The organism is Cellulosimicrobium sp. JZ28, assembly GCF_015327065.1.
GTDB classification, from domain to species: Bacteria; Actinomycetota; Actinomycetes; order Actinomycetales; family Cellulomonadaceae; genus Cellulosimicrobium; species Cellulosimicrobium funkei.
In genome coordinates this window covers 2,799,179-2,811,605 of record NZ_CP017660.1, presented here as the reverse complement: position 1 = coordinate 2,811,605, position 12,427 = coordinate 2,799,179, and the positions used below count along the sequence as shown (strand labels likewise).

General features: G+C 76.0%; 9 protein-coding genes. 4 read left to right on the top strand and 5 right to left on the bottom strand.

The window, feature by feature from the left end; genetic code table 11:
* Positions 1-200 precede the first annotated feature (200 nt).
* The 3 genes from BJP59_RS12650 to BJP59_RS12640 all read left to right on the top strand — a co-directional run bounded on the left by BJP59_RS12650 (position 201) and on the right by BJP59_RS12640 (position 3,236).
* The gene (locus BJP59_RS12650; RefSeq protein WP_194521094.1) at positions 201-1,430 is read left to right on the top strand and encodes a ferrochelatase; all 1,230 of its coding nucleotides are present in this window, start codon (positions 201-203) and stop codon (positions 1,428-1,430) included.
* A gap of 41 nt (positions 1,431-1,471) precedes the next feature.
* Complete coding sequence (gene hemQ, locus BJP59_RS12645) at positions 1,472-2,206, top strand: hydrogen peroxide-dependent heme synthase (protein WP_061267467.1); 735 nt, start codon at positions 1,472-1,474, stop codon at positions 2,204-2,206.
* A gap of 196 nt (positions 2,207-2,402) precedes the next feature.
* Positions 2,403-3,236, top strand: coding sequence for a tryptophan-rich sensory protein (locus BJP59_RS12640; RefSeq protein ID WP_194521093.1), 834 nt, complete (start codon positions 2,403-2,405; stop codon positions 3,234-3,236).
* 84 nt (positions 3,237-3,320) lie between these two features.
* On the opposite strand, the gene BJP59_RS12635 is transcribed toward BJP59_RS12640, so the two are convergent.
* The 3 genes from BJP59_RS12635 to BJP59_RS12625 all read right to left on the bottom strand — a co-directional run bounded on the left by BJP59_RS12635 (position 3,321) and on the right by BJP59_RS12625 (position 6,403).
* On the bottom strand, positions 3,321-4,667 hold the full coding sequence (locus BJP59_RS12635; RefSeq protein ID WP_228485040.1) for a Glu/Leu/Phe/Val family dehydrogenase: 1,347 nt from the start codon (positions 4,665-4,667) through the stop codon (positions 3,321-3,323).
* An 86-nt stretch (positions 4,668-4,753) separates the two neighbouring features.
* On the bottom strand, positions 4,754-5,554 hold the full coding sequence (locus tag BJP59_RS12630) for an aldo/keto reductase (RefSeq protein ID WP_144722735.1): 801 nt from the start codon (positions 5,552-5,554) through the stop codon (positions 4,754-4,756).
* Positions 5,555-5,644: 90 nt separating this feature from the next.
* Positions 5,645-6,403, bottom strand: coding sequence for a helix-turn-helix transcriptional regulator (locus BJP59_RS12625; protein ID WP_163188322.1), 759 nt, complete (start codon positions 6,401-6,403; stop codon positions 5,645-5,647).
* Here BJP59_RS12625 and BJP59_RS12620 point away from each other — a divergent pair.
* Positions 6,402-9,992, top strand: coding sequence for a bifunctional proline dehydrogenase/L-glutamate gamma-semialdehyde dehydrogenase (locus BJP59_RS12620; RefSeq protein WP_194521092.1), 3,591 nt, complete (start codon positions 6,402-6,404; stop codon positions 9,990-9,992). The two genes, BJP59_RS12625 and BJP59_RS12620, sit on opposite strands and share 2 nt — an antisense overlap.
* A 73-nt stretch (positions 9,993-10,065) precedes the next feature.
* On the opposite strand, the gene BJP59_RS12615 is transcribed toward BJP59_RS12620, so the two are convergent.
* Entirely contained in the window at positions 10,066-11,280 is a 1,215-nt protein-coding gene (locus BJP59_RS12615; RefSeq protein WP_228485039.1) for a DNA glycosylase AlkZ-like family protein, read from the bottom strand.
* A gap of 81 nt (positions 11,281-11,361) precedes the next feature.
* The gene (locus BJP59_RS12610) at positions 11,362-12,378 is read right to left on the bottom strand and encodes a LacI family DNA-binding transcriptional regulator (RefSeq protein ID WP_061267473.1); all 1,017 of its coding nucleotides are present in this window, start codon (positions 12,376-12,378) and stop codon (positions 11,362-11,364) included.
* Between the last annotated feature and the right edge of the window lie 49 nt (positions 12,379-12,427).

Genomic DNA, 12,427 nt, shown 5'->3' with positions numbered 1-12,427 from the left:
GCTCCACCTCCACGTGGTCGGCTCGGGCGGCTCGTGCGCGGGCGTCGGTGCCCGCGGCGCGGCCCGAGGGACGAGCGGCCCGAGTCTAGGGCGCGACCGTCGTCGCGAGGGACGAGGTGACACTCTGTCCCGTCAATGTCACGTCCGAGGTGCCCGCTTCCGGACGAGCGGGCTCAGGAGCGGGTGCCATGATCGGGAGCATGCCCCCGTTCTCCCCCCAGGACGTCACTGCCGACACGGGCCGGGCCGCTGAGCCCGTCGAGCCCGCCGCCACCCCCGCGAGCGCCGTCGACCGCGGTCCTGCGCCCGACCTGCGCCCGTACGACGCGCTGCTGCTGTACTCGTTCGGCGGGCCCAACAAGCCCGAGGACGTCGTGCCGTTCCTGCGCAACGTCACCGCGGGCAAGGGCATCCCGGACTCGCGCCTCGAGGAGGTCGGCGAGCACTACTACGGCTTCGGCGGCAAGAGCCCCATCAACGAGCAGAACCTCGCGCTCAAGGCGGCGATCGAGGCCGAGCTCGCGCGCCGCGGCGCCGAGCTGCCCGTCGTGTGGGGCAACCGCAACTGGGAGCCGTACACGACCGACGCGATCGACGAGCTCGAGGCGCTGGGCGCGAAGAACGCCGTCGCGCTCGTGACGTCCGCGTACTCGTCGTACTCGGGCTGCCGCCAGTACCGCGAGGACCTCGCGGTCGTGCTCGACGGGCGCGGCCAGCTCGGCCCCGACGGCTCCACGGGCGTGCAGTTCGACAAGGTGCGTTCCTACTTCAACCACCCGGGCTTCGCGCAGGCGAACGTCGACGCGGTGCTCGACGGCTACGCGGCGCTCGCGGACAAGGGCGGCGACGGCGCGGCCGCGCGGCTCGTGTTCGTCACGCACTCCATCCCGGACACGATGGAGGCGGCGTCGCGCGTCTCGTTCGCGACGTACTCCGAGCAGCACCTCGACCTCGCGCGCGTCATCGCCGCGGAGGTCTCGGCGCGCCTGGGCCACGACGTCGCGTGGGACCTCGCGTACTGCTCGCGGTCCGGGCCGCCGAGCCAGCCGTGGCTCGAGCCCGACGTGAACGACCACCTGGAGGCCCTCGCGCAGGACGGCGTCCGCGACGTCGTGCTCTCGCCGATCGGCTTCGTCTCCGACCACATGGAGGTCGCGTACGACCTCGACACCGAGGCGATGGAGACCGCGACGGGGCTCGGGATGACCGCGGTCCGCGCGGGCACCGTGAGCACGCGCGAGCCGTTCGTGCGCGGTCTCGTGGACCTGCTCGTCGAGCGCGCGGCGCTCGCGCGGGGCGAGGCCGTCGCCGAGGCCACCGTCGGCAGCCTGCCCGCGTTCCGCTCGGTGTGCGCGCCCGGCTGCTGCCTGCGCCGCGACGGCGAGCCGAGCGGCGTCCCGGCGCTGTGCAGCACGGACATCCACAGCTGAACCCCGGCGGACACCACCGCACGGACCCGAGAGGAACCCCGATGAACGACGCCGCGCGCGTACCCGCGGACCACGAGCAGATCAACACCACCATCCGCTACGCGATGTGGTCCGTCTTCGCGACGGCGGCGCCCCTGCCCGCCGACGCCGACGAGCGCGCGGGCCTCGTGGCCGACGCGCTCGCCGCCGTCGGCGGCGGCGACGACCCGTCCGCGACGGACGGCGACCTCGTCGTGCGCGGCTGGTACGACGTCGCGGGCCTGCGCTCGGACGCCGACCTCATGGTGTGGTGGCACGGCCCGACGGTCGAGTCGGTGCAGCGCGCCTACCAGCACCTGCGCGCGAGCGGCCTGGGCGCGCACCTCGAGCCCGTGTGGTCGAACGTGGCGCTGCACCGCCCGGCGGAGTTCAACCGGGGGCACGTGCCCGCGTTCCTCGCGGGCGAGGAGCCGCGCGACTATCTCTCGGTGTACCCGTTCGTGCGCTCGTACGACTGGTACCTCCTGCCCGACGCCGAGCGCCGCACCATGCTGCGCGACCACGGCCTCGCGGCGAAGGACTACCCGGACGTGCGGGCCAACACGGTCGCGTCGTTCGCGCTCGGCGACTACGAGTGGATCCTCGCGTTCGAGGCCGACGAGCTGCACCGCATCGTCGACCTCATGCGCGAGCTGCGCGCGACCGAGGCGCGCCGCCACGTGCGCGAGGAGGTCCCGTTCTTCACGGGCCCGCGCACGACCCTCGCCGACTGGGCGGACCGTCAGCCTCTGGCCTGAGCCCCACCTCGCTCCCACCCGCCCGGCTCGCCCAACCGGCCCCCGCCCTGGGCCCGCGGCCGAGAACGACTCTGGTGTCGGTATCCCCGCGATGCCGACACCAGAGTCGTGCTCGGCGGGGAGCAAGGTCGTTCTCGGCGGGGGAGCGGTGGCGCCCCGACATGCTCAGCATGCTGAGTGATGTCAGGCTGGAGGCATGACCACCGCAGCCGCCGTCCCCGCGGGAAGCGTCCGTGCCCCCGCTCCCTCCGACCGGGTCCGCCAGGTCGTCGTCCTCGTCGGGTCGCTCGTCGCGGCCGGGGCCGCCGCGTACGGCGCGGGCGCCTTCGGCGGCACGTCCGTCGAGCAAACCGCCGGGGGAGCGCTGTCCTCGACCGCGACGCCCGTCGCGCCCGATAACCCGGCGTTCCGCATCTGGTCGGTGATCTACCTCGGCCTCTTTGCGTTCGCCGTCTACCAGGTGCTGCCGCGGCACGCGACGAGCCCGCGCCTGCGCGCGACCGCGTGGTGGGTCCTGGTGTCCATGGTCCTCAACGCCGCGTGGATCGGTGTCGTGCAGGCCGGGTGGGTGCCGCTGAGCGTCGTCGTCATCGCGGCGCTGCTCGCCGTCAACGCGGTGGTCGTCGTGCGGCTCGTGCGCCGTCGGCCCGAGTCGACGGCGCAGGCCGTCGTGCTCGACGGGACGATGGGCCTGTACACCGGCTGGGTGAGCGTCGCGACGCTCGCGAACGTCGCCGCGGCCCTCACCGACGCGGGCGTCGGCGAGCTCGGCCTCGGCGCGACGGGCTGGTCGGTCGTGCTCATAGCGGCGGCCGCCGCGCTGTCCGTCGCGTGGGCGGCGTTCGCCGCCGGGCGTCGCGCGGTCGTGCTCGGCATCGGCCTCGCGATGTCGTGGGGCCTCGCGTGGATCGCCGGCGGCCGGTTCCAGGGCGAGCTGGTCAACCACACCGTCGCCTGGGCCGCCGTCGCAGCATCCGCGATCGCCCTGGTAGCGGCGCTCGTGGCGGGAACCCGCCGGCCACGCCCCTGATCACCCGCCGAGCACGGGCTCCGCGACCGGATCGAGCCCAGGACGGTCGCGGACCCCGTGCTCGGCGGGGCCGAGTCTGGTGCCTCAGGGGTAGAGGCCTCGGATCTGGTGGGCCTCTGCTACGCGCTGTACGCCGATGACGAGCGCCGCGTCGCGCAGGCTGAGGTCCTCGCGGCGCGCGAGACCCGCGACCTCCTCGTAGGCGTGGAGCATGCGGTGCTCGAGCTTGTCGCCGATCTCGTCCGCGGTCCACCAGTACGCCTGGTTCGCCTGGACCCACTCGAAGTAGGAGACGACGACGCCGCCCGCGTTCGCGAGCACGTCCGGCACCACGGTCACGCCGTTCTTCGCGAGCACGCGGTCGCCCTCGGCGGTCGTCGGGCCGTTGGCGCCCTCGACGACCCAGCGCGCGCGCACGGTGCGGGCGGTGTCGCCGTCGAGCACGCCCTCGACCGCGGCCGGGACGAGCACGTCGACGTCGAGCGCGAGCAGCGCGTCGTTGTCCACCGGGTCGGCCCGGTCGAAGCCCACGACGCTCCCCGTCGCGGCGACGTGCTCGACCAGCGCCCGCACGTCGAGCCCGTCCGGGGCGTGCACCCCGCCGTACTGGTCGGAGACCGCCACGACGCGCGCGCCGCGGGCGGCGAAGATCGCGGCCGCGTGCGACCCGACCTTGCCGAAGCCCTGGACGGCGACGCGCACGTCGGACAGCGGCACGCCCGCCTCCTCGAGCGCCGCGGCGGTGACGTGCACGACCCCGGCGCTCGTCGCCGTCGTGCGACCGAGCGACCCGCCCACGGTGATGGGCTTGCCCGTCACGACCGCCGGGATCGTGTAGCCCTGGTTGACGGAGTAGGTGTCCATGACCCAGGCCATGGTCCGCTCGCTCGTGCCCATGTCGGGCGCCATGATGTCCCGCTCGGGCCCGATGACCGGCATGATCTCCGACGTGTAGCGGCGCGTGACGCGCTCGAGCTCCGCGTCGGAGTAGGAGCGCGGGTCGATCGCGACGCCGCCCTTCGCGCCGCCGTACGGCAGGTCCACGAGGGCGCACTTCCACGTCATCCACATGGCGAGCGCGCGGACCTCGTCGATGTCGACGCTCGGCGCGTACCGCAGGCCGCCCTTGCCCGGACCGCGCGAGACGTTGTGCTGCACGCGGTAGCCGTGGAACAGGACGGTGCGGCCGTCGTCGCGCCGCAGCGGCACGGCCACGTTCACCTCGCGGCGCGGGGTCGCGAGCATCTCGTGCAGGCCGTCGTCGTAGCCGAGGAAGCGGACCGCGCCGGCGAGCTGCGCGTGCGCGGTGTCGAGCGCGGACGCCGGGGTCCCGACGTCGGGGGAGCGGCGTGTGCCGCGGGGGAGATCGGTGCTGTCGGTCGGGGTGGGGCCGTCGCTCGTGGTGGCGGGCGGCACGGACGTCGTCGTCACGGTTCCTCCGGTTCGAGGTTCTCCTCGGTGCCGCGGGGGTGTGCGGCACCGAGGGTCACGCTACCCCCGGCGCGGTCGCTCGCCCCTCACGCGCCCCGGCGGTGCCCGAGGGCGTCGACCGCCGCGAGCTCGTCGGCGGTGAGGGAGAACCCGGTCACCCGGAAGTTCGCCTCGATCCGCTCCGGCGTCACGGACTTCGGGATGACCACGAACCCGTGGTCGAGGTGCCAGCGCAGCACGACCTGCGCGGGGGTGACGCCGTGCGCCGCCGCGACCTCCGCCAGGACCGGCGCGTCGAGGTCGGTGCGCTTGAACGGGCTGTACCCCTCGAGCACGACGCCGCGCTGCGCGAGCTCGTGCACGACCCGGTGGTCGTAGTCGGCCGGGCTCCACGGGATCTGGTCGACGGCGGGCGTCTCGCCGACCTGCTCGGACAGCACGTCGACCTGCTCGACGGAGTAGTTGCTCACCCCGATCGAACGCACCTTGCCCTCGTCGCGCAGCTCGACGAACCGCTCCCACACCCACGGCGACGCCTCGCCCGCCGGCGGCCAGTGGATGAGCCACAGGTCGACGTGGTCCGTGCCGAGGTCGCGCAGCGACGCCTCGAGAGTCTCGCGCTCGCGGCCCGCGGCGTCCGGCGGGAGCTTGGTCGTGACGAACACGTCGGCGCGGTCGACGGAGGAGTCGGCGAGCGCGCGCCCCACCTGCGCCTCGTTGCCGTAGCCCGTCGCGGTGTCGACGTGCCGGTAGCCCACGTCGAGCGCGTGGCGCACGGCGCGGTAGGCGTCGTCGCCCTCGGACTGCCAGGTGCCGAGACCGAGCAGGGGCATCGGGCCGCCGGGCAGCTCGACCGTGGGAACGGGGGCGGGGTCTGTGGAGGTCATGCCGTCAGTCTCCGTGCCCGACGCCGTCCCTCGCCACCGCGGGCGCGCTCGGCACCGCGGGCCCGCCCGCCGTCGCGCGGGCGGGAACGGTCAGCGCCGCGTGCGGCGCCGGTACTGGGCCGGGGTCTCGCCCGCGAGGCGCGCGAACGTGCGCGTGAACGACGGCTGGTCGTAGAACCCGCTCGCCGCCGCGACGTCGCCGATCGACACGGCGCTCCCCGCGAGCAGGCGTGTCGCGTGGTCGACCCGGGTGCGCAGCACGAGCTGGCGCGGCGTCACGCCGTACACGCGCCGCACGCGCCGGTCGAGGACCGCGGGCGTGCACCCCGCCGCCTCGGCGAGCCGCGCCGTCGTCCAGCGCGCCCCGAGGTCCGCCTCGACCGCGGCGACGAGCGCGGCGAGGGAGTCCATCGTCGCGTCGTCCGCCGCGCCCGCGCGCAGGTCGTGCGAGACGGAGACGATCCCCACGAGGTGACCGGCGTCGTCGTGCACGGGGAGCTTGGAGGTGAGGAACCAGCCCGACGTGCCGCCGAGCCGCCGGATGCGCTCGAGCTCGCCGCGCAGCGCGCGCCCGCGCAGCACCTCGGCGTCCTGCTGCTCGTAGCGCTCGGCGAGCTGTGCGACGAACAGGTCGCGCGCGCGTCGGCCCAGCACGGCGCGGCGCGAGCGCTCGTTCGTCCGCGCGACGAACACCGGGTTGACCGCGACGTACCGGCCCGTGACGTCCTTCGCGCAGAACATCGTGTCCGGCAGCTCGTCCATGAGCGCGACCATGGCGGGGCTGAGGGCGGCGAGGAGCTGGTCCGCCGCGGGCGGCGAGGTCTCGGCGTTGTCGCGGACGGGTGTCATGTCGCCCCGGATCGTACAAGACGAGCCACCGCGACCCGAGGCACCCTGGAGGGATGAGCAACGACGCGCCCGCCCGGCCGCTCCCCACCCCGGAGCCGTCGGCGACACGAGCCTCACCTCCCCGGACGACCTCGTCGAGGAGGCCGTCACGCTGGCCCGCCGCTGGCTCGCCGCGAGCGAGGGGGCGGGCGACGCGCGCACCCGCAGGACCGCCGAGCGGCTCGGCGCGCTCGTCTCCGACCCCGCGGGCCTCGAGCTCGCGGTCCGGTTCGTCGACGACGTCGCGCGCCCCCAGGACGTGCACGTCGCCGCGCGGGCGCTCGGCCGCCTCGGCGAGCTCGCGGGCAGCGCGGGGTCGTTCCTCGGGCCGGTCGACCGGTCCCTCCTGCGCGTCGGGGCGGGCGTCGCGCCGGTGCTGCCGCGCGTCGTCGTGCCGGCCGCGCGCGTGCGCCTGCGCCAGCTCGTGGGCCACCTCGTGGCCGACGCCGGCCGCGGCCTCGGCCCGCACCTCGCCCGGACCCGCGCGGAGGGCTACGCGCTCAACGTCAACCTCCTCGGCGAGGCCGTGCTCGGCGAGGCCGAGGCGGACGCGCGCCTCGAGCGCACGCTCGCGCTCGTGCGGCGCCCCGACGTCGACTACGTGTCGGTCAAGGTGTCGTCCGTCGCGTCGCAGCTCGTCACGTGGGACCTCGACGGGTCGTGCGCCCGCGTCGTCGAGCGGCTGCTGCCGCTGTACCAGGCGGCGCGCGACCACGGCGTCTTCCTCAACCTCGACATGGAGGAGTACAAGGACCTCGCGCTCACGACCGCGGTCTTCCGCGAGATCCTCGCGCACGACGACCTGCACGACCTCGAGGCCGGGATCGTGCTCCAGGCGTACCTGCCCGACGCGCTCGGCGCTCTCGACGGGCTCACCCGCTTCGCGACCGAGCGCGTCGCCGCCGGGGGAGCGCCGATCAAGGTGCGCCTCGTCAAGGGCGCGAACCTCGCGATGGAGGCCGTCGAGGCCGAGCTGCACGGCTGGCCGCAGGCGCCCTACCCCACGAAGCCCGACGTCGACGCCAACTACGTCCGCCTCCTCGACCACGCCCTGCGCGCGCCGCGGACCGACGCCGTGCGCATCGGCGTCGCGAGCCACAACCTCTTCCACGTCGCGCTCGCCGTGCTCCTCGGCCGGGCCCGCGGCGTGAGCCATGCGCTCGACGTCGAGATGCTCCAGGGCATGGCCCCCGGCGAGGCGCGCGCCGTGCGCGACGAGGTCGCGGCCGACCGCGTCGAGAGCGGCCCGCACGCCGGGCGCGGCGGGCGCGTCGTGCTGTACACGCCCGTCGTGCGCGACGAGGACTTCGACGTCGCGATCTCCTACCTCGTGCGCCGCCTCGAGGAGAACGCCGCCGAGCAGAACTTCCTGCACGCCATGTTCGCGCCCGACGGGTCGCCCGCGGGCAGCCCCATGGAGCGCCAGGAGGCCGCGTTCCGCGCGTCCGTGCGCCGCGGCGTGCACTACGCGGAGACCGACGTCGCGCCGCGCCGCACGCCCCGGCCCGCCGTCGGCGCCGGGACCGGCGCCGGGTTCGCGAACGCCCCCGACACCGACCCGGCCGTCGCCGCCTCGCGCGACTGGGCCCGCCACGTCACCGGGACCGGCTCCGGGTACGTCCCCGTCCGCGCGCCCGAGCTCACGACGACCGCCCAGGTGGACGACGCCGTCGCGACCGCCGTGCGCGCGACCGCCGCGTGGTCGCAGGTCGCCCCGGCGGCCCGCGCCGCCGCGCTGCGCGCCGTCGCCCGGCGCCTGGAGGAGGCACGCACCGACCTCGTCGCCGCGATGCTGCACGAGCCGGGCAAGACCGTCGCCGAGGCCGACCCCGAGGTGAGCGAGGCCGTCGACTTCGCGCGCTACTACGCGCGCTCCGCCGAGGAGCTGGACCACGTGCCCGGCGCCCGGTTCGCGCCCGACGGCGTCACGCTCGTCACGCCGCCGTGGAACTTCCCCGTCGCGATCCCCGTGGGCGGGGTCCTCGCGGCGCTCGCGGCCGGGTCGGCCGTGCTCGCCAAGCCCGCGCCGCCGACGCCGCGCTGCCTCGAGGTCGCCGTCGAGGCGGTCCACGCGGGCCTGCGCGACGCGGTGGCTGCGGCGCCCGGTGACTTCCCGGGGCTGGACGCGGGCTCGGTGACCGACGTCGTGCAGTACGTCCGCGTGCCCGACGACGAGCTCGGCACCCGCCTCGTCACGCACGACGACGTCGCGCGCGTCGTGCTCACGGGCTCGATCGAGACCGCGCAGCTCTTCGCGCGGTGGAAGCCGTCGCGCCCGGTGCTCGCCGAGACGTCGGGCAAGAACGCGCTCGTCGTCACGCCGTCGGCGGACCTCGACCTCGCGGTCGCGGACCTCGTGCGGTCGGCGTTCGGGCACGCGGGGCAGAAGTGCTCGGCCGCGTCGCTCGCGATCCTCGTGGGCTCGGCGGGCGACCCGCGGACGGAGACGGGCCGCCGGGTGCGGCGCCAGCTCGTGGACGCGGTGCGCTCGCTCGCCGTCGGTCCGGCGACCGACGTCGCGACGACCATGGGCCCGCTCACCGAGCCCGCGGCGGGCAAGCTGCTGCGCGCCCTGACGACGCTCGAGCCGGGGGAGTCCTGGCTCGTGCGGCCGCGGCTGCTGGACGGCGGCCCCGACCTGGAGGGCCGCCTCTGGACGCCGGGTCTCAAGGAGGGCGTCGCGCCCGAGTCGCCGTTCCACCTCACCGAGTACTTCGGGCCGGTCCTCGGGATCATGACGGCCGCGACCCTCGACGAGGCGATCGCGCTGCAGAACGCGGTCCCGTTCGGCCTCACCGGCGGCATCCACAGCCTCGACGACGCCGAGGTCGAGCGCTGGCTCGACGCCGTCCAGGTGGGCAACGCCTACGTCAACCGGCACATCACCGGCGCGATCGTGCAGCGGCAGTCGTTCGGCGGCTGGAAGCAGTCGGCCGTCGGGCCGGGCGCCAAGGCGGGCGGGCCGAACTACGTCGCGCAGCTCGGGCGCTGGAGCGACGCGCCCGGCACCTCGACGAGCGCGTCGGCGTCGGGCACCGACAGCACGCACGACGCGGCGCCGCCCGCGCGCGAGACCGCGCCCGAGGCGTGGCTCGCGTGGGCGAAGGCCGACGACATGCGCTGGTGGGAGCGGGAGTTCTCGGTGGGCCACGACCCCTCGGGCCTGCACGTCGAGGCGAACGTCTTCCGCTACCGCCCGGTCGACGTGCTCACCGTGCGCGTCGGCGCGGACGCGCTCCCCGTCGAGGTCGAGCGGGTCCTGCACGCCGCGCGCACCGCGGGCGTGCCGGCCGTCGTCGTGCCGAGCGCGGGCGACGCCGCGGTGAGCGACGAGGAGCTCGCGCGCCGCGTCGCGTCGGGCGCCGTCCGGGGTCGGGTCCGCGTCGTCGGCTCCGCGCCGGGGCTGCACGAGGCCGCGGCCGAGCGCGTCGGCGAGGTCACGGTGCTCGACCACCCCGTCGTCGCGAGCGGGCGCCGCGAGCTGCTCGCCGTGCTCCACGAGCAGGCCGTCAGCCGCACGACGCACCGGTACGGCCACGTGAAGCGCTGACCGCTCCCGGCGCGCGGGAGGGGCTCGGCCACCGCCGGGCACCTCCCACGACGACCGCGCCGCACCCCGGTCGCTACCGCGCGTCCGGCACCGGCGAGACGGTCACGGACGCCGCGTCGCGGTGCGCGCGCAGGCGCTCCGCCTGCTCGGCGACGGCGTCGGCGAGCCCGGCGTCCCACGGGACCCAGGGGTCGGTCAGGACCGTGAGGCGACGGCCCGACGCGCGGGGCCGCCACGTGCCCACGACCTCGCCGCCCGCGAGCACGGCCCCGGGCCGGCCGAGGACCCGCCACAGGTCCTTGGCGCGCGCGCCGTCCGGGACGAGCGTCGCGCGGTCGCGCAGCTGCAGGAACAGGTCGTAGGGGCCCACGAGGCGCACGGCCGGGGCGCCGGGCGCGGGTCGCGCGTCGCGCTCGCGTGCGGCGGCGCCCGTGACGCGACCGAGGTCCTCGGCGAGCACCCAGCGCTCGGTCGACCGCGGGCCGGGCTCGACCTCGGCGACCTCGACGCGGACCGCGTCGTCGGGCCACCGGTTCCGGACGTCCTTGACCGGGGCGTCGAGGAACGCGGCGACGTCCTGGACGCTGGCGGCGGGGAAGAAGCGCAGGTAGCCGCGCACGACGTCCAGGCGCGGCGGGGCGTCCCCGCCGAGGCGCCCGTAGAGCGGCGGCTCGAGGCCGGGGACGCGCCGGAGCACGGGCGGGGACGAGCCCGGCTCCAGCTCGAGCCCGGCCTGCAGGGCCGCGAGGCGGAACGTCTGCTCGTAGCTGTGGGTGGCGCCGCACGGCCCGCACCAGCGCAGGTGCGGCTCCGGGAGCCGCGCGGTGAGGCGCGTCGAGAGGTCGCCCTTGACGGTCGGCGACTCGACGAGGTCGCGCTCGAGCCGCGCCTCGGTGCGCAGGGCGTCGAGCACGGCGACACCCGCCGCGCGGAGCGGTCGGCTCGCGTCGTAGACCCGCTTGGCGGCGTCGGCCTCGGAGAACGGCGCCGTCGCGGTCGCGACGTCGGCGAGGTCCGCGCGGCGGTAGACGTGCGGGGCGCCGCGCAGCGTCCACGCGAGCGCGAGGTCGGGCGGCAGGGTGCCGGGCGCGACGGGCGGGGCGCCCCGGACGGCGAGCGCCCACGCGGCGCCGTCGGACCCCGTGTCCTGGACGCCCAAGTCGAGGACGGCGACGTCCGTCACCGCGGCCGCCGCGCCCGGCGCCCGGTCGAGCTCGTGGGCGTGCCAGCGCGCGGCGAGGACGTCGGCCCGCGAGAGCGTGGCCACCGGTTCCGTGGACGGGTGCACGACGCCAGGTTACGAGCGACCGCCCACAGCGTCTCGGCCCCCACGCCTCGGGTGCCGCGCGGCGCCGCGGACGGCGCGGGGTCAGACGGAGTCGCGCTCGACGAGCTCCGGCGCGAGGACCTGCGAAGCGATCTCGTCGCCGCGGCCCCCCACGAGGTCGAGCAGAAGGTCGGTCGCGCCGCGCACCATCTCGACCATGGGGTTCTGGACCGTGGTGAGCGGGGGCGACGTCGTGGCGGCGGTGGCGAGGTTGTCGAAGCCGACGACGGACACGTCGCGCGGCACGTCGCGGCCGTGCGCCGCGAGCACGCGCAGCGCGCCCTCGGCCATGAGGTCGGACGCGACGAACAGGCCGTCGAGGTCCGGGTGCGCGGCGAGGAGGCGTTCCATGGCCGCCGCGCCGCCCGCGACGGCGAAGTCGCCGATCTCGACCGCGTCGTCCGGCAGGCCGGCGTCGCGCAGCACCTCGCGGAACCCCGTGAGCCGGTCCACGCCCGCCGTCATGTCCTGCGGGCCGGCGATCGTCGCGATACGGCGCCGGCCCGCCTCGACGAGACGCCGCGCCGCGAGGCGGCCGCCCTCGACGTTGTCCACGTCGACGTACAGGAGGTCCGGCGTCGGGTGGAACGGCCGCCCCACGAACACGGCGGGCAGGCGCGCCGCGAGGAGCGCTTCCTCGAGGTCGTCGTCGCGGTGGTGCGACGCGACGATCGCGCCGTCGACGTGGCCGCTGCTGAGATACCGCACGATGCGGCCCGGCTGCTCGTCGGGGCGCGCGAACAGCAGCACGAGCTGCAGGTCCGTGCCGCCGAGCGCGGCGCTCACGCCGCGCATCGTGCCCGCGAGGAACGGGTCGGTGAGGATGCGCTCGTCGGGCTCGGGGACCACGAGGGCGATCGAGTCCGTGCGGCGCGTCACGAGCGAGCGGGCGGCGCGGTTGGGCGTGTAGCCGAGCTGCGCGACGGCGGCGTCGACCGCCGCCTGCGCCTCGGGCGACACCCGCAGGCCGCCGTTGATGGCGCGCGACGCCGTCGAGCGCGAGACACCCGCCGTCTGGGCCACCTCGTCCAGGGTCGGCGCGGAGCGCAGGCTGTTCATCGGGACAGTATGGCGCGCGCGCTCCCCGGTCCGCACCGCCCCGCTCACC

Bases quoted from the DNA above. Each gene is read 5' to 3' on its own strand.
- BJP59_RS12650 (WP_194521094.1), top strand. From the start codon at position 201: ATGCCCCCGTTCTCCCCCCAGGACGTCACTGCCGACACGGGCCGGGCC.
- BJP59_RS12610 (WP_061267473.1), bottom strand. From the start codon at position 12,378: ATGAACAGCCTGCGCTCCGCGCCGACCCTGGACGAGGTGGCCCAGACG.
- BJP59_RS12630 (WP_144722735.1), bottom strand. From the start codon at position 5,554: ATGACCTCCACAGACCCCGCCCCCGTTCCCACGGTCGAGCTGCCCGGC.
- BJP59_RS12640 (WP_194521093.1), top strand. From the start codon at position 2,403: ATGACCACCGCAGCCGCCGTCCCCGCGGGAAGCGTCCGTGCCCCCGCT.
- hemQ (WP_061267467.1), top strand. From the start codon at position 1,472: ATGAACGACGCCGCGCGCGTACCCGCGGACCACGAGCAGATCAACACC.
- BJP59_RS12625 (WP_163188322.1), bottom strand. From the start codon at position 6,403: ATGACACCCGTCCGCGACAACGCCGAGACCTCGCCGCCCGCGGCGGAC.
- BJP59_RS12620 (WP_194521092.1), top strand. From the start codon at position 6,402: ATGTCGCCCCGGATCGTACAAGACGAGCCACCGCGACCCGAGGCACCC.